The sequence below is a fragment of the Sphingobacterium multivorum genome, from assembly GCF_900457465.1.
Classification (GTDB): Bacteria; Bacteroidota; Bacteroidia; order Sphingobacteriales; family Sphingobacteriaceae; genus Sphingobacterium; species Sphingobacterium multivorum.
The window spans coordinates 1,709,347-1,728,715 of sequence record NZ_UAUU01000011.1 but is presented as its reverse complement, the minus strand read 5'-3'; the positions used below and the strand labels follow the sequence as shown (position 1 = coordinate 1,728,715).

At 43.3% G+C, this 19,369-nt stretch carries 26 protein-coding genes and 1 pseudogene; 17 read left to right on the top strand and 10 right to left on the bottom strand.

Going from position 1 to position 19,369, the window contains the following annotated elements; all coding sequences use genetic code 11:
- The first annotated feature begins 15 nt into the window (after positions 1–15).
- The 8 genes and pseudogenes from DTA23_RS24910 (at position 16) to DTA23_RS24890 (ending at position 5,195) form a co-directional block, all read left to right on the top strand.
- Positions 16–414, top strand: coding sequence for a sensor histidine kinase (locus DTA23_RS24910; RefSeq protein WP_172462507.1), 399 nt, complete (start codon positions 16–18; stop codon positions 412–414).
- Between the two features lie 200 nt (positions 415–614).
- Positions 615–1,103 (top strand): SDR family NAD(P)-dependent oxidoreductase, encoded by a 489-nt coding sequence (locus DTA23_RS30740; protein WP_370445146.1) that lies wholly within the window; start codon positions 615–617, stop codon positions 1,101–1,103.
- The gene (locus tag DTA23_RS30735; RefSeq protein ID WP_370445145.1) at positions 1,100–1,417 is read left to right on the top strand and encodes a Rossmann-fold NAD(P)-binding domain-containing protein; all 318 of its coding nucleotides are present in this window, start codon (positions 1,100–1,102) and stop codon (positions 1,415–1,417) included. Before DTA23_RS30740 ends, DTA23_RS30735 begins: the two co-directional genes overlap by 4 nt.
- Positions 1,418–1,481: 64 nt before the next feature.
- A complete protein-coding gene (locus DTA23_RS30730) occupies positions 1,482–1,991 on the top strand; it encodes a hypothetical protein (protein WP_370445144.1) in 510 nt (169 codons plus the stop codon).
- A 7-nt stretch (positions 1,992–1,998) separates the two neighbouring features.
- Positions 1,999–2,247, top strand: coding sequence for a helix-turn-helix domain-containing protein (locus DTA23_RS30725; RefSeq protein WP_370445143.1), 249 nt, complete (start codon positions 1,999–2,001; stop codon positions 2,245–2,247).
- The gene (locus tag DTA23_RS30720; protein ID WP_370445170.1) at positions 2,186–2,395 is read left to right on the top strand and encodes a helix-turn-helix domain-containing protein; all 210 of its coding nucleotides are present in this window, start codon (positions 2,186–2,188) and stop codon (positions 2,393–2,395) included. The genes DTA23_RS30725 and DTA23_RS30720 overlap by 62 nt, the downstream gene beginning before the upstream one ends.
- 438 nt (positions 2,396–2,833) lie before the next feature.
- Positions 2,834–3,605: pseudogene (locus DTA23_RS29885) on the top strand (fatty acid desaturase family protein).
- A 105-nt stretch (positions 3,606–3,710) separates the two neighbouring features.
- Positions 3,711–5,195: a DHA2 family efflux MFS transporter permease subunit gene (locus DTA23_RS24890; protein ID WP_204991100.1), complete on the top strand. Its 1,485-nt coding sequence runs from the start codon at positions 3,711–3,713 to the stop codon at positions 5,193–5,195.
- A 144-nt stretch (positions 5,196–5,339) separates the two neighbouring features.
- On the opposite strand, the gene DTA23_RS24885 is transcribed toward DTA23_RS24890, so the two are convergent.
- Entirely contained in the window at positions 5,340–6,356 is a 1,017-nt protein-coding gene (locus tag DTA23_RS24885; RefSeq protein ID WP_112376328.1) for a hypothetical protein, read from the bottom strand.
- A gap of 195 nt (positions 6,357–6,551) precedes the next feature.
- Between DTA23_RS24885 and DTA23_RS24880 the strand changes: the two genes are divergently transcribed.
- Entirely contained in the window at positions 6,552–6,929 is a 378-nt protein-coding gene (locus DTA23_RS24880; protein WP_112376327.1) for a hypothetical protein, read from the top strand.
- A gap of 77 nt (positions 6,930–7,006) precedes the next feature.
- On the opposite strand, the gene DTA23_RS24875 is transcribed toward DTA23_RS24880, so the two are convergent.
- Entirely contained in the window at positions 7,007–7,348 is a 342-nt protein-coding gene (locus tag DTA23_RS24875; protein WP_112376326.1) for a winged helix-turn-helix transcriptional regulator, read from the bottom strand.
- Between the two features lie 105 nt (positions 7,349–7,453).
- On the opposite strand from DTA23_RS24875, the gene DTA23_RS24870 reads away from it, so the two are divergent.
- The 3 genes from DTA23_RS24870 (at position 7,454) to DTA23_RS24860 (ending at position 10,147) form a co-directional block, all read left to right on the top strand.
- Positions 7,454–8,416 carry an aldo/keto reductase gene (locus DTA23_RS24870; protein ID WP_112376599.1) on the top strand — a complete coding sequence of 321 codons (963 nt, stop codon included), beginning with the start codon at positions 7,454–7,456 and terminating at the stop codon, positions 8,414–8,416.
- A 206-nt stretch (positions 8,417–8,622) separates the two neighbouring features.
- A complete protein-coding gene (locus DTA23_RS24865) occupies positions 8,623–9,189 on the top strand; it encodes a hypothetical protein (RefSeq protein WP_112376325.1) in 567 nt (188 codons plus the stop codon).
- A 22-nt stretch (positions 9,190–9,211) separates the two neighbouring features.
- Complete coding sequence (locus DTA23_RS24860) at positions 9,212–10,147, top strand: 1-phosphofructokinase family hexose kinase (protein WP_112376324.1); 936 nt, start codon at positions 9,212–9,214, stop codon at positions 10,145–10,147.
- A 78-nt stretch (positions 10,148–10,225) separates the two neighbouring features.
- Here the strand turns inward: DTA23_RS24860 and DTA23_RS27285 are convergent, their stop codons facing one another.
- The 5 genes from DTA23_RS27285 to DTA23_RS24840 all read right to left on the bottom strand — a co-directional run bounded on the left by DTA23_RS27285 (position 10,226) and on the right by DTA23_RS24840 (position 12,597).
- Positions 10,226–10,396, bottom strand: a complete 171-nt coding sequence (locus DTA23_RS27285; RefSeq protein WP_172462506.1) for a hypothetical protein — start codon at positions 10,394–10,396, stop codon at positions 10,226–10,228.
- Positions 10,383–10,739 (bottom strand): hypothetical protein, encoded by a 357-nt coding sequence (locus DTA23_RS24855; protein WP_112376323.1) that lies wholly within the window; start codon positions 10,737–10,739, stop codon positions 10,383–10,385. The genes DTA23_RS27285 and DTA23_RS24855 overlap by 14 nt, the downstream gene beginning before the upstream one ends.
- Positions 10,740–10,869: 130 nt before the next feature.
- The gene (locus tag DTA23_RS24850; protein ID WP_070561182.1) at positions 10,870–11,313 is read right to left on the bottom strand and encodes a DUF5675 family protein; all 444 of its coding nucleotides are present in this window, start codon (positions 11,311–11,313) and stop codon (positions 10,870–10,872) included.
- 14 nt (positions 11,314–11,327) lie between these two features.
- Positions 11,328–11,882: a DUF6266 family protein gene (locus DTA23_RS24845; protein WP_070561183.1), complete on the bottom strand. Its 555-nt coding sequence runs from the start codon at positions 11,880–11,882 to the stop codon at positions 11,328–11,330.
- A gap of 70 nt (positions 11,883–11,952) precedes the next feature.
- The gene (locus DTA23_RS24840; RefSeq protein WP_070561184.1) at positions 11,953–12,597 is read right to left on the bottom strand and encodes a DUF6266 family protein; all 645 of its coding nucleotides are present in this window, start codon (positions 12,595–12,597) and stop codon (positions 11,953–11,955) included.
- A 226-nt stretch (positions 12,598–12,823) separates the two neighbouring features.
- On the opposite strand from DTA23_RS24840, the gene DTA23_RS26980 reads away from it, so the two are divergent.
- Positions 12,824–13,021: a hypothetical protein gene (locus DTA23_RS26980; RefSeq protein ID WP_146753205.1), complete on the top strand. Its 198-nt coding sequence runs from the start codon at positions 12,824–12,826 to the stop codon at positions 13,019–13,021.
- Here DTA23_RS26980 and DTA23_RS24835 read toward each other — a convergent pair.
- Together DTA23_RS24835 and DTA23_RS24830 are read right to left on the bottom strand one after the other, a co-directional pair.
- Positions 13,018–13,401, bottom strand: a complete 384-nt coding sequence (locus tag DTA23_RS24835; RefSeq protein ID WP_070561185.1) for a hypothetical protein — start codon at positions 13,399–13,401, stop codon at positions 13,018–13,020. The genes DTA23_RS26980 and DTA23_RS24835 overlap by 4 nt on opposite strands.
- 100 nt (positions 13,402–13,501) lie before the next feature.
- Entirely contained in the window at positions 13,502–14,524 is a 1,023-nt protein-coding gene (locus DTA23_RS24830) for a hypothetical protein (RefSeq protein ID WP_112376322.1), read from the bottom strand.
- Between the two features lie 190 nt (positions 14,525–14,714).
- On the opposite strand from DTA23_RS24830, the gene DTA23_RS24825 reads away from it, so the two are divergent.
- The 4 genes from DTA23_RS24825 to DTA23_RS24810 all read left to right on the top strand — a co-directional run bounded on the left by DTA23_RS24825 (position 14,715) and on the right by DTA23_RS24810 (position 17,941).
- Positions 14,715–15,101 (top strand): hypothetical protein, encoded by a 387-nt coding sequence (locus tag DTA23_RS24825; protein WP_112376321.1) that lies wholly within the window; start codon positions 14,715–14,717, stop codon positions 15,099–15,101.
- Positions 15,102–15,186: 85 nt separating this feature from the next.
- On the top strand, positions 15,187–16,194 hold the full coding sequence (locus DTA23_RS24820; protein WP_112376320.1) for a helix-turn-helix domain-containing protein: 1,008 nt from the start codon (positions 15,187–15,189) through the stop codon (positions 16,192–16,194).
- Positions 16,195–16,228: 34 nt separating this feature from the next.
- Positions 16,229–16,903 carry a hypothetical protein gene (locus DTA23_RS24815; RefSeq protein ID WP_112376319.1) on the top strand — a complete coding sequence of 225 codons (675 nt, stop codon included), beginning with the start codon at positions 16,229–16,231 and terminating at the stop codon, positions 16,901–16,903.
- A gap of 642 nt (positions 16,904–17,545) precedes the next feature.
- The gene (locus DTA23_RS24810; protein WP_112376318.1) at positions 17,546–17,941 is read left to right on the top strand and encodes a hypothetical protein; all 396 of its coding nucleotides are present in this window, start codon (positions 17,546–17,548) and stop codon (positions 17,939–17,941) included.
- 65 nt (positions 17,942–18,006) lie between these two features.
- On the opposite strand, the gene DTA23_RS24805 is transcribed toward DTA23_RS24810, so the two are convergent.
- Entirely contained in the window at positions 18,007–19,362 is a 1,356-nt protein-coding gene (locus DTA23_RS24805; RefSeq protein ID WP_112376317.1) for a RagB/SusD family nutrient uptake outer membrane protein, read from the bottom strand.
- Between the last annotated feature and the right edge of the window lie 7 nt (positions 19,363–19,369).

The following is a 19,369-nucleotide window of genomic DNA, read 5'->3' as shown; positions in this document are numbered from 1 at the left end:
GAAGATGAATTTAAATTGAGGATCAACACCCATCAGATTGCCGCTGACCTGACGCAAAGTTTATCCATTGACGCTGATCCGAACAAGATTTCGCAGGTAGTACAAAACCTGTTGGAAAATGCAGCCAAATATTCGCCGATAGGAACCCAAATTACATTTGGTTATTCGCCCAAGGCAAATAACGTTATCGAAATTTTCGTCAGCGACCAAGGTATGGGCATTGCCGAAGAAGACCGGGATAAGATATTCGATCGATTTTACAGGGCAGGAAAAGATCGGGTCGGAACAATCTCGGGATTTGGCATAGGACTGTATCTCTGCCGTGAAATTGTAGAACTGCATAACGGACAGATCGCTGTAGAGAGCAACTCGGCCGGAGGAACCACCTTTAAGGTGCGGCTTCCAGCCCAGTAATCCCCACCTTGATTTCGCCAATGGCATTCGACAAGATCTGATCACTCCTGTTCTGATCACTCCTGTTTAGCCTTTCCAAAACTTGGGTAGAATCATGCATACTACCAAGAAGTCATTTTGGATACAATCAAGCTCAATTTGGCAACAGATACCCTATGCTTTCTTTAGACATTTGTGTTATGGAATCAAACAATAACACAATGCAAAAGACAATTTTCATTACAGGAGCTTCTTCCGGATTGGAAAAAGCAACTGCCAAATTATTCCAACAAGCGGATTGGAATGTGATCGCAACCATGCGAAATCCCGAAAATGAAACCGAACTTACCGAGATCGAAAACATAACGCTTTTAAAATTAGATGTAACCAATCCCGCCCAAACCAAAGAAACTGTAGAAAAAGCCATCTCTTTAAGCAACATTGATGTCGTTTTCAATAATGCAGGTTACGGGTTAATGGGTGCTTTTGAAAGCTTGAGCGACGAAAAAATACTTCGTCAAATCAACACCAATCTATTGGGCGTACTGCGCGTTACACAAGCATTTATCCCTTATTTTAGAGCGAAGAAAGGTGGTTTATTTATTTCGACCACATCCATTGGTGGCTTTATGGGATTTCCGCTACATTCCATGTATCATGCGACAAAATCGCTTTGGAGGGCTGGAGCGAAAGCATGTCCTTTGAATTGAAAAAATTTGGAATAGCCATCAAAACAGTTGCTCCGGGCGGAATAGCGACAGATTTTGCAGGTCGCTCCTTGGATATGAACCGAACTTCCGATTATCAGGACATTGAAGACAAACTGTTCGAACAAATGGGGTTGATGATGCAAAATGCATCCACGGCAGAGCAGATTGCCCAAGTGGTATACGAAGCTGCAACGGACCATAAAGATCAAGTACGCTATCTGGCAGGCGACGACGCACATGCACTCTATGAAAGACGACTACAAATCGGAAAAGAAGCGTTCAGGCAAGAAATCGCAAAACAATTTGGAGCCTGATTTTTTAATTAAGCAACTGCCGCTAAGGCAGTTGTTTTTTGTAAATTTGTACAATAGAAACAGGATGCATACGATCAATTCCATATCCGAATTTCACCGGCAATTGTCCTTGCCGGCACCGTTACACCCACTCATCAGTGTAATTGATGTCGCTGGAATAAAACCTGCTGAAAGCGACATCTGGGAGCAGTTCTGCGTAAATTTCTATAGTATTTCGCTTAAAAAAGACGTTACTGCAACATTAAAGTACGGCCAACACTATTATGATTTCGACAAAGGAACGATGAATTTCATCGCGCCCAAGCAGATCCAATCGTTAACGATTGCTGAAATCAGAAAGATGAATACCGAATGCGGAAAAGGTTACATGCTGCTATTTCACCCCGATTTTTTGTATACCCACCCCCTGGCCAGCAAAATAAAAAGCTACAATTTCTTTTCGTACGCGCTTAACGAAGCATTACATCTCTCCGAACGCGAAGAAAAAGACATTATAGAAATCTTTCTTAAAATCGAAAGCGAATATCAGCATATCGACAAACCATACCCAAGGAATCATTTTGTCGCAAATTGACATGCTCTTGCAGTACAGCAACCGGTTCTATGAGCGTCAATTCATTACCCGGAAAGCCGTTAACCACGCATTGCTAACTCAATTGGAAAAATTGCTGGATGATTATTTCGGCAACGAGGAAACCTTAAAACAAGGGCTTCCGACGGTAGAGTATTTGGCAGAAAGCCTTCATGTATCGGCTCGTTATCTAAGCGATTTACTCCGTTCCGTTACCGGTAAAAAACACACAGCAGCACATCCACGACAAGTTAATTGAAGAAGCCAAGGAAAAGCTCACGGCAACAAGCCTTTCCGTAGCGGAGATCGCCTACAAACTCGGTTTTGAACATCCACAATCGTTCAACAAACTGTTTAAGAAAAAAACCAATGTTTCACCTTTAGCATTCAGGCAATCGTTTAATTGACAGAACAGTAATAAATAAATTTTAGTGTTAATCCCGCTGACCTGTTCTCCGGTAAATTGACCTTTAACAATCTTTAACTTTACGACCGCGATATTTCAAATTTTATATGGTACATTTACATTGTTCTATCGCTCAAGATCGAACGTAATAAAAATTAAGAATATTTCTCGAGTAAAAACCCAATGTCCCAGTCAGTAAAATTCAGCAATGTCAATACATTGTTCTCTAAAACGTTAAAACAAAAAATTAATAACTATTTTCAAAATTCACTTCAGCCAAGAACCGGGAATGGTAAGATCTATCTTAAAGCCTCTATCCTCCTGATCAGCTTTGCGGTATTGTATCTCCTTCTGGTATTCGCACCTTTGCATTGGAGTATTTTCAATAGCATTATGTATCATTTTCGGAGCTAATCTCGCTGCGATTGGTTTTAACATTATGCACGATGCTGGTCACAATTCTTTTTCAGACAATAAAAACCTTAACACTGTGCTGTCCTACTCGCTCAATCTACTGGGCGGCAATATCTACTTTTGGAAGCTCAAACATAATATTGCACACCATACCTATACAAATATCGATGGCGAAGATCACGATATCGAAGTCAAGTTTATGCGTATACACCACGACCAAAAACTTCGGAAACACCATCGCTATCAGCGTTTTTATTTTCCGCTTCTCTATGGAATCTCCTATTTAGCGTGGATCTTTTATCAAGATTATGAGAAATATTTCCGTGGACGCATGGGACATAAAACCGAGCAATTTCATTTTCCGGTCAAAGAGCGTATTATTTTTGGGGTCAGTAAGCTCATTCACTTCAGCTTATTTTGTCATCCTTCCGATCATTTTCGTCGGGTGGCTGCCCACACTTATCGGTTTGCTGATTTCTGGTATTGTGTGTGGTATGAGTCTGGCCACCGTATTCCAGCTGGCCCATGTGGTGGAAGAAACCGAATTCAAAACCATTGACCAGTCAAAGGTCGAGGAAGAATGGATGATTCATCAGATTCAGTCCACCGCAAATTTTGCTACGGGCAGCAAAGCACTTACCTGGTTGCTTGGCGGCCTCAATTTTCAGGTTGAACATCACCTTTTTCCAAAGATCAGCCATGTTCATTATCCTGCGCTCAATCGGATTGTGAAGCAGACCTGCAAGGAATATAAAATACAATACAACGAGTTTCGAAGCTTCTGGACAGGCATTTAGATCGCATTTAAAAGTGCTGGAGGCCATGTCAAAATAACCTCGTTATTAGCGAGTCCATTTCCTTTGTCCCTTGCCGATACATGTTGGTCATTTAATTGCCTTTAAATGACTTTTCTTTTTTCCGATAGGCTTACTTTTGTCGCACATGTATCCCGTTCGGGATTGAAGAAGAGCAAAATGAAGAAAGAATCACGCATCATATCGCTCATTGTTGGTGGCACACTGTTTATGGAGATGCTCGACACCACAGCGATATCCACGGCCTTACCCAAAATGGCACATGATTTTGAGAGTAATGTTGTACACCTCAGTGCGGGCATTACTTCATACACCGTCATGCTGGCCGTATTTATACCGATCAGTGGCTGGATCGCCGACCGCTACGGCGCAAAAAAAGTGTTCAATACCGCAATTATAGGATTTATACTTTCGTCGATCGCTTGTGGACTGAGTACCAACTTGACATCTTTCGTTATAGCGCGCATCTGCCAGGGTACAGCCGGAGCACTTATGGTTCCGGTTGGTCGTCTCATCGTACTGAAGCATACGGCAAAGAAAGATCTGGTCGATGCGATCGGTTATATTGCCTGGGCCGGATTATTAGGCCCTATTGTTGGCCCCGTACTGGGTGGATTTTTTACGACCTATTTTAGCTGGCACTGGATTTTCTTTATCAACATACCCTTCGGCGTATTTGCGCTGTGGGCCGTGCATACATTTATTCCGGCAATGGAATCTGAAAATAGCCGTCCACTTGATATTATCGGTTTTTTAATCAGCGGGATTGGCCTCGCCGGCATCATGCTGGGTACCGAAATGATCGGCGCTGCCAACGGAGATTATACCAAACCGCTTGTCACTATCCTGGCAAGCTTTGCCCTGATGGCTATTGCGGTATGGCACTCCAAACGTATACAGTACCCCTTGATCGATTATCGTATCCTCAAAATAAAGACTTTCCGGGTTACAGTCTATTCCGGCTCGATTACCCGTATGGTGATCAATGTTGCTCCTTTTATCTTGCCCCTTATGCTACAGCTGGGTTTCGGACTGAGCCCATTTCATGCAGGCCTCCTCTATATGGCCAACATGCTGGGCAGTATGAGCATGAAGCCCGTAGCCATTTGGATAACACGACGGTTTGACTTCCGTAGGGTTTTGATTGGGAACGGTATTATTTTAACAATTTTTACGGCCGGACTTTCCCTGCTTTCCCTGCAAACGCCAATCTGGCTTGTGGCCATCGTATTCTTTTTCTCGGGGCTTACCCGGTCGCTCCAATTTACAAGCCTGAATACGTTGGCCTACGCAGACGTACCCAATGGACAGCTCAGCAATGCGAATACGTTGTACAATACGGCACAGCAAATGGCACTGGGTATGGGTATCGCCCTGGGAGCGGTAACACTTCACCTTGCAAGCAGCTATTATCAGGATACCGTTTATCAGATGCGGGATTTCAGTTTGGCCTTGCAGTTAATTGCTGGCTTATCCCTGCTATCCTTAATCGAATATTTCAAAATTAAACCAAGTGACGGGGCCAATTTAAGGGGTTTGCCTTCACAAAAAGAAGTGCAGAAGGCCGCTTAGTCCTTTAAATATTAGGTGGACTTTTCGGTATTGGGTAGGCTTTTCGGACTGTAGCCAAATTGTTTTTTAAATGCATAGTCGGTCAGGGAAATGATGCACTATATTTGAAATATACCCGTTTGATCTTTATCATAGCAGAATTTATCAGTTCAATGGTATAAGTTGATCCCAGCCCTTATGCCGCAGATTATGTGCGTTATCCAAAAAATCTTTTAGCTTTTTTTCTTTTCGCATCCATTCGTTTACCAGAAGCAGGTTTCCGATCTCCATTTCCGTCATGTTCAACCGCAGGCATTGAAACACCTCCTTACGAAACTCCAGTTGAGACGCATTAGGCGAAATTGGAAAATGGATATGCATCATATTCACTCTACAGGTGCTACTTATACGGAAAAACCATTTGTCAAGCCCTCTTTTTTCTAGCTCCTGCAAAAAACGACCGGCCTCTAATCGCGTACCATCAATCAGTACAACTTGTTTTTCTCCTCTTTTAGAAAAATAGAAAGGAACATCAAACATACGAACAACATCTTTTCGCAATGCACTTAGATCGAATCGAGCTTGGATGTAAAGCACATCATAAAGTGATCCGATTGGGATACTTTTATCCAATTCGCTTGGAGGGAGTATGGTGACCACTTTTTCTACAGGAACTGTTTTTTCTGGTAACAGATCGCTGAAAAGCGTCAATGCGTTTGTTGGCGTAAACCACCATAATTGTCCTCTGATAAAAACATAGCTTACGTAGACCAAGCATCCTGTAGCAACAAGAGGCATATAATGGAACAAATAATTTATAAAAAACATATACGTACTACCGCTACGTACAAAAGCGATTAGATAGATAAAGCAGAGATAGACCATTAAAAGTGCTAAGGATGTGGACAGAATGGCCCATAACAGTTCTGATACTGGCAAACTATTGGTCTGCAAGCGTCCCCTTCTAAAGAGTTGCAATTCCGGATATTTTTTCTGCCAATGGATCCACAAAACTTTCAGCCGAACACGAATGAGCAGCGCAGCAACGACTATTGCCAAAGCAAATGCTAATGTCCAAGTCCAATAGGCTGGCGTCCAAATTCTATTTAACTTAAATCCATTATTTGCAATTAAATTAAAAATCGAAGAGACAAAAAAGCTCTCAACGAATAATCTTAACATTTTCATATCATTCCACCAAATACTGTTATTAGACTAAGGTTTATATTGTTTGAACATCTAATTTATTAAAATTAATCAAGTATTAAGCAAAATTGAATCTTCAAAAAGAAGATTATCCTCCAAAATCACGGAGGTTATTCCTTGGCATTCGTTTAAGTAATCTTTAAAATAAATATTTGCCAAAAGAGAATTTTTATGAAAGAAAACTTAGACGAGTTTGGTTTGGCAGCTAAAGTTGCCACACTTCTCGCGCTACCTAGGGTAGATCGCGCACTAGCGCTGCAGCTTATGAGAGATAATTTTGTGGACTGGATGGAGCACAACTTTAATCTAGGCTCCAATCAGGCGGATAAACTTAACCAACTTCCCGCTGAGCTTAGTCAAAAACTTGGCATTGCGATCAGCAATTACCTCATGGAGGACCATGTACTTCAAGTTCGAAAAGACGAAAAGAAAGATGAGGATCCAGATTTCACAGAGCTTTGTATATACGGGGTCGAGGAATGGCTAGATGGAGAACCTGAAGCAGAACCGACTCCCCTGTATATACGGATTTCATATAGAAATGCCTAGCCTTATAGTAAGGAATAGAAATATAACTTATGGGTTCCGATATGGACGCATGCACATCCCCTATCGAGCGGGATTTCTCATAAAATCTTTTCCAATTCATTTCTGTGATCCTCACCCCATTGGGCTGTTACCGCGATGACTGGTATAAGGCTTTCACCGAGCCCAGTCAGTTCATATTCGACTTTCAGCGGAAGCTGATCAAAGACGACTTTATTGATTAATCCATGTTCAATCAATTGGCCAAGCTGCGCATCAAGTACACGGCGGGTTGCATTGGGGATTTTCCGCTGCAGTTCACCCGGACGCTTGATACCTGAATGTATGGCCCAGAGCAGGTTTATTTTCCATTTTCCCTGAACCACTTGTAGGAACAGATGTAAACCGCAATCTAAATTGATCGGAAGCTTTTTTTCATACATAGCTGCTATATTTTACGAAGGCATAAAGTGGGTATAGATAAATTTATCCGTAATTGACACGGTTACTTTATGCCCTTAACTTTGCAACAAAGTAAATATAAAAATATGAAATACAAGTTATTTGGATCAAAAACAGGACTGCATGCCAGTGAAATAATTTTAGGAGCTGCCAACTTTGGAACCAGAAAAGGTTACGGAGCCGATCCCGAAGAGTCAAAAAAGATTTTAACAGCTTATGCTGATGCAGGTGGTAATTTTATCGATATATCGGATGTTTACCAATTTGGAGAGGCAGAAGAAATCGTAGGCAACTTTTTAGAGGGGCAGCGAAGCAATTTTATTATCTGTTCAAAATATACCCGAAGTAGTGATCCCAACCCTGCGATCGGTAATTTTGGGAATAACCGTAAATCTATGCGACAGGCTGTTGAAAAAACTCTAAAAAGATTGAAGACGGACTACATCGATATTTATATGCCTCATTATGACGATGGCGTAACTCCATGGGAAGAAATAGCCATGGGACTTCAAGATCTGGTCAGCGAAGGAAAAATAGTGTATGCAGGACTAACTAATTTCCCGGCATGGAAGGTGTCGGCCATTGGATCAGCAACAAAACTCAGTGCTTTACAGATTGAATATAATTTATTACAACGTACCGCAGACCGTGAACTGATCCCGATGGCAAAGGAATTTGGTCTTGGTGTGATGATGTACTCGCCGATGGCTGGCGGACTGCTGACCGCAAAATATAGAAAGGGAGAAGCCGGACGCATCAGTCATTCTTCTGACGCTGAATATGCGGAAGACGAGAAAACCAAACTGATCATTGATGAACTGGTATCAATCGCGGAAAAATATGAAGCAAGCCCCGGTCAGATCGCGTTTGCATGGAATTTATCAAAAGAGGCATTCCCATTACTGGGAGCACGCAATAGCAATCAATTTGAGCAAAGTATGACAGCTACTGAAATTAATTTGACAGCTGATGAGCTGACCAAACTAGATGCTTTAAGCTCCATTAGCCTCGGGTATCCGCACGATCTGCTGAATACGGTACGTGGTTGATTTTGTAATCGATAGTAATTCTTAAAGTATATGAACTAAATTTGAATTTAAAATTGCGCCGCATGGCCAAAAGTGATTCTATTTCAGTGAACAGCATGCATTCCAGCAGTAGCATTGCTGTTAGATTGTAAGGGGACTAAAGAGATTCTTTTCGTATATTTACCCTTCTATTCGACGGGGGCATTAAATAAAATACAGGAAAGAAAATGAGTCAATATTTTTGGATCGCGGTGCCCGCGGAGCTATTTTTTCAGCATTGCGGAGAAACGATGGAAAAACATCGGGCTCAGGCCTATGTTGAGACGATAAACCGTCGTTCAGGAAAGCGCAATATTGTAAAATATAGCAAAGAAAATCAGTCGGCATTTTTGGAAAGCTTTTCATCAGCAGATTATCATGGGTTTTACCTATCCACCTACCCTTTTGCAGATCGGGAAACCAGCGTAGATTCAGGTGTCTTCTATGATTCACCTGTAGCCGAATATACCATTGCAGGAAGCGGGGGCTATGAAACTGACCGGACAAGGGAAATTATCCACTTGCGTCAGATCATGAAACAAGCGGACAAATCCGCAAAAGCATTTTTTGCGGCCTTGCAGCGCAGCCTCAAAAAAATCCCCGATCTACGCGATACCCTGAGCAGTGGAAATAAAAACCATTTTTACCTGCCGACATCAAAAAGTATTATTCCCCAAAATGCCCATAGTCGGCTTATAACACTACCCTGGGAAGAACACTGCCTGAGCAAAGACCTGGTCTACCAACAGCAATGATTCAAATTTATAACATAAACAAATGGCAAAATCTATTTTAACAATTACCCTGAATCCATCCATAGACAAGAGTACCCGTGTACAACATATCGTTCCTGAAAAGAAATTACGATGTGAAGCGCCTGTATATGAACCAGGCGGTGGGGGAATTAACGTATCTCGGGCATTGAAAAGACTTGGTTTGGCATCAACAGCCCTTTTTACATCCGGGGGAAAGACAGGCAGTTTACTCGAAAGCTTATTGAAGCTGGAAGATATTGCTATAGAACCTATTTGGGTGAACGGCGAGACCCGCGAAAACTTTATCGTGGTTGACAGCGCAACGAATCAGCAATATCGATTTGGGTTGCCAGGCGAACAGTTTGAGTCCAACGAACTGGAGGGGATCAGGACTTCGATTGAGGAAATCACCTATGTTCCGGATTTTGTCGTTATCAGCGGTAGTATGCCCGCTGGTATGCCGCCCGAGTTTAAACGATCGCTGATCAATACGTACAAAACGAAGGGCAGTAAAATAATCATTGATACCTCTGGCGATGCACTTCGCCTTGCACTGGAGGAAGGTGTCTTTTTGATCAAACCAAATGCCGGCGAGCTTGCTGCGCTTGTGGGAAAAGAGGAATTGGGGCATTCCGATCTGGATATGGCCGCCCAGCAGCTAATTTCGGAGGGTAAAGCAACTTTAATCGTTGTCTCTTTAGGTGCTCAAGGCGCTATATTATATTCAAAAACAGAACGAATACAGCTGCCTTCCCCACTGGTCAAGGTACGCAGTACGGTGGGCGCAGGTGACAGTATGGTTGCCGGAATGGTGTCTGTCTTAGCCCAACAGGGAGATCTGGAGCATGTCCTTCAAATGGGAATCGCCTGTGGCTCGGCCACGACGATGGCGGAAGGAACTGGGCTATTCGCTAAGGAAGATGTCGATCGGCTGTTCTCGGAAATAAAAAAAAGATAAATATTGAGGATTCTGCCTTACTAATGAAGATATTGCTTTACAAAAAGGCGCACAATCCCGTGCGCCTTTTTGTTCTGCTCATCTTTTCCGTTTACCCAGTTTCGCCAATAACCTACTTGTGGCAAAACTGACCAGGGTACCCAAGGCAGCCGTCAGGGCTGTCTGCAATACATCGCCCAACGAGATACTGGCCCAAATGGAACAGATGGTACCGCCGATGGCCGAGACGCGGATATCATTCACTTTCATCCATCGCGCTCCTTTCTACGGTATTTTCGCTTCCATTTTTAACGGACTTATTCTCCCTGACGCCCACCGAAGCATCCTTATCGGTAGGCGATTCAGCTGCCGACATCGTATCATCCATTGCCGACTGATTCCTTTCGCCATCGTCCGGATTGTATTTCCCTTCCTGCGGCTCCTTGCCATCGTCTATCTCGGAATGTGATTTAGCCTCATCCAATACCGTTTCTACAATACCAAGCCCCAAGGCCAGGTATTTTAATACATTCCCCACCTTAGCCGGCAGCTTAACAGGTGCCGCCAACAGCAGCTGCAGCACCTGTCCTACTTTATTGAAGATCTTTTTCATCTGTATAAATTTGTTTTTCAATTGAGATGAAGCTATCAGATTTATTCATTCCCCAATATGATTGAATAAATCATGATGGTTTCATGTTTACTTTTTTAAGGATGATCATTTATTTAGCAGGAACCGCTACTCACTCGACCTGTACTTCGACCAGTCCCTGCAGCATTAGTTCGACCACTAGCGGATAGAACTTTTTGTAGGCGACACCCGAGGCTAACAGGCGATAATCACCATCCTCCAGTACATATTGCGCGCCTACCAGGATGCAGCCCGCAGTCTCTTTGTAGCTGTTTCCTTTGTGGAAGTAGACATAGCTAAAATTCGGAATATCAAGCATCTCTAACATCCCGCGATGCATTTTTGGGTAAGCGTCGTAGTAACGGCCATTCATTGCCCCCTCGCGGTTAAAACCCAGCGGATAATGCCCGACAGGTATGGCAGTCTCGCCCCTAATCTTCACGGGGCGCGGAATATTCTCCAGACCGTAGCAGACAAATTGATTGTTCAGGTAGATCTCGGACAGCGTGCTATGCTTGCCCTGTTTTGTACGAAGTACTTTTATCGTTGATTTCATACGCAAGATTTAAATTAGAAAAGACCGAGGTACTGACTTCTGGAGTACAGGTTTTCGTCACGATCATGTAGGAACAGGTACAGGTGCACCGGCCGATCATGCAGGATGGATGGCAGCTCGATCGTCATTTGGAGATCCTTGCGCAGCACCTGTTGTTCATTGATGGCTGCCTGCTCGCCAATAATATCATAAGCACAGAGTATGACCTGGTCATCCCATTGGTTATAATCTTTGATGTTGGATTCGGTTACATCCCAGCTCAGCTGAATCGTATTTGACGTACGTACACAGGTATTCACCGCGAGCGGAGACAGCATGCCATTGCTTATTTTTGCGAGAGCGGGCACTACCTCAAAATCCGGATATTCCCCCTGTATCACATTCGTCAGCGTATGCGACATGGCGCGGCCAAAAGCCGCCTGCACCGTGCACTTGCTATGGGCAAAACCTTTGCGGATGAGCGGGTACAGCGGATTCAAAAACCGGCGTGCCAGCCGAAAACGCTCCTGCGCAGCCTCCCTACGTGTCGGATCTGTAACCTGCTTTTTAAACTCAGAAATCACCAGCATGTCTTATCGTTTTGTGTTCAAAAATCAGGAGGAGCCACATGCTCCTCCCGTTCAATTAATCCTTCAGTGGCTAAGCCAGGTCAAATTCGCCCAAATACGTACTTTTGGATACCTTTTCGGCCTTGCGGTCGGTAAAGAAGATCCAGACATGCCCCTTGCCACCGAGCAGGTGGGCCGGGATCTGGATGTCTATCGTACCGGCAGCACGGGTGGGCGGTGTAGGTGCCGTCATAAATTCATCCTTTTCGGGTGAATAGACCAAGATAATGACCTGATCATCGGCCTTGGTCTTGTACAGGCTGTTGAGGATGGTATCCCAGTAGATAGAAAGAATTCCATTATCCACAGCAGCCTCCATGCCGCCGCCGTTGAGGTAAGAGCCCGTACTGATTTCGATCTTGCTGTAATCCAAGCTAAAGTTTGGATAAGTACCGCTTACCGCCTGTGCGATGTTGAGCTGCAGTGCCACGTTTGTGGGCGTCATCTTTTCGGTTTTGGAAAGCCCAAACCCCACCTGCAGGATCGGCGTGATCGGCATCAGAAATTTGGAGATTTTCAGGAAACGGTCCTGTTGGATCAGCTGTTCTTCGGACATCCCTTTCGTCCGCTTTTTGGGCAGGCCTTTGAGGTAGTTGATGGATTTCCAGGACGAAGCTATCACAGCGCCCACTTTACCACTTGCTCTTCCGATTACACCATTGTTGATTGTTGCCATGTTGTTATTTTTTTTAAAAAGTTAAACCCCATAAAGCTTTCATTTATACCGGTATGTATTGCTTTACTTCGACAAACATACCACATCACATAGCCCCTTGTCAATAGCATAAAACAGGTTGGCGGAGACTCGTCGGCGGCAGCCCGTCTTTTGTCGGCGTGTTGTCGGAGGCAATCGGGCATATTCCAGGTACACCGCCGTCTGGCACTTCAAAAACTACGGGTTTGTGCAGCAGTCTCGGGCCTTTGCTTCGCACCTGATTCGTACCTGCTTCGGATCAGCAATAGATCTTGTACAGATACTGACCAGACCTTCACCAGTCTCCGAACAGGGAAATACTGTTCAGCAACGGATTAACAGTGGCTGCTTTTACATGCAGCCCCGAAGACAATACGAAGCAGGTACGAATAGTGTAGGGATTTAAGGCATTTGCCGCGGCCATTTTTTATATTCGGCCACATACAGCTGCACCACATCTTTTTTGAGAAAGAGATCCGCATTACCCTCTTTATAGGTGGCTTTGAGCAGGCCTTTGGCGATACGGCGCTCGATGGTGCGCACACTTTTGCTCAAAAAATAGGCGACTTCGTGGATGGTCATTGTACCGGTCAGCTTGTGGAGCTCCGTATACTGCTGTTCTTGCAGCAGGTCGAGGATACGGTCCAGCTTGGCCGCTAAGGGCGTATATCCGATGCCTGATTTTAATTGAAAAGAATAGTGGATTTTAAGGTGAATAGCTGTCGCATTGGACACAAAACGGGGGGTGATATCCTGTTGATCAGGAGATCCTTTTACAAAAAACATAAACGGGTAAGGTTAGCTCGACTAACCGCCGAAATCCAGCGCAGCAGCAGACCTGTTGTCTACTGCGCTCGGTCTATCTAAGTTTATAAAGTGGGATGATTCAATTGAGCCGAATAAGGTTATCCCATCCCTCATGCTCCAGGTTATTGACGTTATCCAAAAAATCCTTTAGTTTTTTTTCTTTGCGCATCCATTCAGTTATCTGCAGCAGGTTGCTGATCTCCAATTCCGTCATATTCAACTTGAGGCTGTCAAACACTTCCTTACGAAACTCCAGGTAAGTGGCATTTGGCAATATCGGTTGACGGACGTGCATCATATTTACCCTACAGGTTTTATTGATGCGGAAATACCATTTATCAAGCCCCAACCTTTCTAGCTCCTGCATGAAATGATGGGCTTCCAAACGGATACCATTGATCAGGACGACTTCTTTTTTTCTTTTTTGGGAAAAATAAAAGGGCACATCAAACATACGTACAGCATCCATCTGCAAGGTATTTAAATTGAATGGCGAATCTTTATGCAGCACATCATAGAGTGATCCGATTACGATAGTCCTATCCAATGCACTTGGAGGTGCTATAGTTCCCGCTCTATCTGTTGTGTTTTCCTGCGACATGACCTCTTTCCCTAACAAAGCCATCACATTTTCAGTTGTTAGCCACCATAATTTGCCGTTACGAAAAACATAGATCACGTAGGCTATAAAGCCTAGACCAATAAAAGGCATATAATGCAGCAGATAGCTTCTTAACAAGCTGTACGTATCTTCGCTGCGGACAGAAGCGAAACAATAGATAATGAAGAGATAAATCGATAGAATCGATATAGTTGTAGCAAGAATTGCACAGCAGAGCTGACCTTTGGGTATACTCTTGGTCATGACCCTCCCCTTGCTCATGAGTATCAAATCAGGGTACCGCTTCTGCCAATAAGTCCCAAAGGCTTCAAGAAACATCTGCGTGAACACGACCGCAACACCAATCGCAATTGCAAATGCCACCGTCCACATCCAATAGGTCTGTGTCCAAAATCGATTCAGATAAATACCGTGATTTCCGATTAAATTAAAAAGCATGGAGATGAGTAAACTCTCCACCGTTAGTTTTAATACTTTCATATGCTATGTCAAGCTCTCTTAAATGGCTTAGGTTTCTACTGGTTTACAGATCCAATTTACTAAATAAAATCAAATATTAAGCAAAATTCAATCATCCAAAAGAAGATTATCCTCCAAAACCCCGGAGGTTAGGACAGGGCGGTTGCTAATTTGATCTATTTAAATAAATATTTGCAAAAACACAATTTGTATGAAAGAGAACTTTGACAATCCAGGTGTGGCGCAAAAAGTAGCCACCCTTCTTGCGCTACCCTTAGCGGAGCGCGCGCTCGAGATGCAACTTCTTAAAGACGATTTTGCAGTCTGGATGGAACACAATTTTGACTTGAAGCCCCATCAGGTGGAGCAGCTCTATGATTTTTCACCTGGATTTCGGAAACAACTTGGCACAGCGATAAGCAATTATCTCATGCAGGGCAACGTACTTCAATTTCAAAAAGAAGACAAGGGAGATGATGATGATCCAGATTTTAAGGAGCTTATGGTTCACGGCCTCGATGAATGGCAGGATGGTGTGGCGACGATGATGTTCACTCCGCTGTTTATCTGGATTTCCTACACCGGTCCGCAGCAGTAATCCAACCCTACGTTATCCAAAAACCATTTCCCCCGATCATACCGAAATCCTGACCGGGGGGATTTTTATTGACCTATACACCATTATGAAAACAGCACTACAGATCGATATCGCACAGGTATTTGACCAGCCGATCAGTCCGAGAACTGATACGCTCAAGCCAAGCATAAGCATGTCCAATGCGGACTATCAACATTACGAAAACCAACATGGGCAGGCCTGCCTGCAGCAGTTTGACGGCATGCTCGGCTACATCAATATATTGGATCTGCATATACCTGCCGATATTGTCATTCCGATGCAAGTCACAGCGTCGGATATGCATATCTTTTATCTCTTGACAGAAGATCGTGCCATTCAGATCAGGGATGTTCAGAAGCGCATCAGTTACAGCATCTCTTGCAATCGCGGGCGCTACTTCTACTTAACCAGAAGTGATTATGAAATCCATGTTCCTGCCGGAAGGTATACCCTCGTTAACTTTTATTTCCGCGGCAGCATTTTCCGCGATGGCAATGAGCGTCCCTTCCAGTTTCTTCACGCCTTGATCCATGCCTATCGAAAACAAGATCCGAATTCGTGGTGCAGCATCGATTTCCGTGCTGGCATCAGGACTATTTCATTGCTAAAAACCATTGCGTCAAAAATCAAGAAAGGCGACCTCGACAGTGAGGTCAATATCCTCTGGGGTATCAAGAAACTGATCCAGCTATCGAAGGAAAAGATCTTTGAAGAATATGACAAGATTTCGGAATCCCACATCAAATCCAAAGAAGCCCATGCCGCTATTAAGCAGGCAGTAGCCGAGCTTGGCCAGGATTTTAAACTGGAAGATATTGCCTGGCAGCTCGGAATCAGTATGGACTATCTGCATCAGCTTATCCAACTTTACTATGGACAGAGTCCCCAAGAGCTGAAAATAGAATTCATGCTAGATCTCGCCAAGAAATATATTGTAGACGGAATGCCTACCGATGCAATCGCCTATGAACTGGGCTATGCGTCACCCAGCAGTTTTGCACGCTTTTTTAAAAAGAAAACCGGCATGACCGCAACCGAGTTTTTTATGCGGTATAACCAAGACTATTTATAAATTTATTATTAAATTAACCTAGTGACCTAAAAACATGAAAGAAATCATTCAAAAAATCGGAAAATTTTTCAGCGCGGTCGGAAAACTTTTTATCGCTGAGCCAGCTGACAAAAGCAAGATTATTGCGAGAAAAGTCTGTGGAAAATATAGAGCCTGGAAATATGGCCCGCTACGTATTTGTATCGAGATGGCCGCCTCCTATTTCCCTGAAAATTATCAACTTGATGAAGAGGTACTCAAGGCAGCAAATGCTGCTGGCAATATTTATTCTCCAAAGGCTATGCTTTATTACCTTTTGTCCCATGCAAGGAAGATAGCAGCACCGCGGCAGCCATTGCCCATTAAAACGAGCTATAGCTATGTGGCATGGCAGATGATCAATCTATCAAAAGTGGATATCGTCACAACCCTCACCAAACACCCCCGTTTAATAGAAATCCGTGAGGAAACGCTGGAACTGTCTGCTGCGAAAGCCGAGATACTGATCTTGAGCAGCGGTGGTGATTATCTTGAAGTAAATCATCTTCTTTCGAAGATTGACCTGACACATAAATATGTCATTATCTGTTCTGTTTTTGAAGAAGTCTTTATACGCGATCATATTCTTTATCGAGTAGATCGGAAAATTAAGCCAAATTTTAAAAGCGAAAACGAATATCTGGCATTCATTGACGAGATTATCCAAGAAGCCACCACAATACACCTTTGAAAATTTAACCGCAGCATCCCCTCCCGAGGGGATTTTTTATTGCCATACCCTATCATCACTTCAATCCGGTACATACCCGACTCCAGATTCGGCCAAGCCCAGTGCTCTTTTAAGGCCGAACTTTGGTATAAGTTAACGACGAAAAAGTTAGCGGGATAAAAACGAAGAAACAATAAAAGCCCAGTGGGCATGCTGCGCTAAGGATGCGCCACTGCCGACAGACAAATGGATCAGGTAAAACAAAGTTTTATGAACAGAAAGTACCATATATTGAATAGGATGATAGCCATTTTCCGTTGCATCGGAAAGCTATACTCGTCCCTGAGGACGCAGGTGCATCTGCTGTCTATGCCCAAGGGTTTGGTCTGCAGACTGGTCAAAGACAAGCTTCAGCTGGACACTTTGCCGCATCGGATTGCCTTCGCCCAGAAGAGAGTTGTACAGCGAACGTTGCACAACCGTAAAGGGGCACTGTTCACGGAAATCCCGGATGGCCCTTAGGGGTCATCTGGGAACAGGCAGGCTGCGTATCGGGATGCAAAGCCGGCCAGCGAGGTCTGCTAAAAGACACCCAACAAAATAAAAATTAATAAAAGTTTTTTGAGGCAACCTTTTTTTGACCGTATAAAAAAGACCACAACCATGATTTCAAAAAAAATCATTAAAAATAATAAAAGATGGTTCAGTGCGTCTGCGCTAGCCACTATGGTCGGAATTGCGACCCTAACATTTGCTTTTAAGCCAGATGTTAAAGACAGTTCAAACCACAATGCCAATAAAGTATTTGCTACTAAGTGGTATCAATACAATGGTAGTGGGTCAAGAACTGCCGAAAGCAACTATACCCTGTTAAGCACACAGCCTGCAAATGAAACCGAAGCGGCAAATTTATGTCCGAATGTAGGTGAGATCTGTGTAATTAATGCGCCGGAAGGTAGTGGAATGCACCCTGCTTCGTTTTCAACTGCATTTAAAAACGAAATCAATAATGCGCAAGCCAGCGGTGTGGAAACGACTAATGTTAAATTAAGAGATTAGTTGTAAATTGAGATTAGTTGTAAATAAAGGAACTGGAGGCCGATATATGGGCCCCCAGTTCTCTTTTAACGCTCATTTTGTGGAAGTCCGGTAATTTCAATTATTTTTAACGGAATCAAGCTGATATACCGATTATCATCCTGTTTTAATTCAAACAGTTCGTTATCCAGTTTCCTGACCGGATAGATACGGTACCGATCTTCTTTATTCAGTCTTCTTATATCCGACCAACGTACACCTCTAAAAACCAGCTCCTTTCTTCTTTCCGACAAAACAATATCCAATGCCTGTTGGGAAGTACTAGCCTGTATTGCCTGATATTTGCCTTTCAAAAATCGTTTTTCAAGCATAAGATTCAGATATTGCACTGCAGCCGGTATATTGTTCAATCTTGCATAACATTCGGCCAAAATCAGGTATTGTTCATCCGTAGCAAGATCATTAAAATAAGCACCTCCATAACTCCCGTCATAGCTCGCTTTTACTGTAAAAGAACCGTCCGTGTTAGCTTTAAAAAAGATGTCTTTACGGAGATCGTTTTCCGCATAACTCCTATACAAGACAGTATCTATTCTGCACCTTGATGTGTACAGCAACGACGATTCACTAAAAGAACGGCTTGCAAAGATCACTTCCTCATTAAATTTTGGGATGGGTACTGCTGCCGTTGGACTTAATGAATTATAGTCCATCAGCTTACTATAAATTCGCAGGCAGGAATCGGCATACAACGCGGCATTTTTATAATCCCCCATATTTAAATATATGCGGCCGAGCAGTCCGAAAGCAGCAGCTTTGCTTGGTCTGTTTTTCGTTTCTGAATTCTCAGGCAGGAGCCGAGCAGCAGTACGCAGGTCGTTTATCATTTGGGAATAGCATTCGCTAACGGTCGCCCTCACCGAAGGAATAGCAGGATCAGGATTCAGACGCAGTGGAATGCAGGGGGCCGATAAAGTATTTTCCGCATATTGCGGTGCAAAGATCTGTGCCAATTCATAAAACATAAAAGTCCTAAAAAACAATGCAGATCCCCGAACTGCATCAAATTGGTGCATATCATCAGGCTCGTTCTTAGCTACTGCATCAATTTCATCCAAAACAACATTAGCATAAAAAATCGCACTGTAAGCATTTACCCAATCGCTAAAAAGCTCGCCCTTGTCATTCCAAATATAATTATTGCGGGTATTTATGTTGGAAATCGCTTTGAAACCAGTAGCGGTTAGATAATACGTGTCTGCATATTCTTCTCCTGCTCTTGGAGAAGACATATTCATCTTTGTATAGTTATCCAACAGTGCCCACAAATCTGCTATCGTAGCTGGTATAGCTAATTTTTTATCAGGTTTTGCATCAAGATATTTCTTGCATCCCAAAAACATGCTACAGAGTATAACGATGAAATAGAATCTAGTTTTCATAATTTAA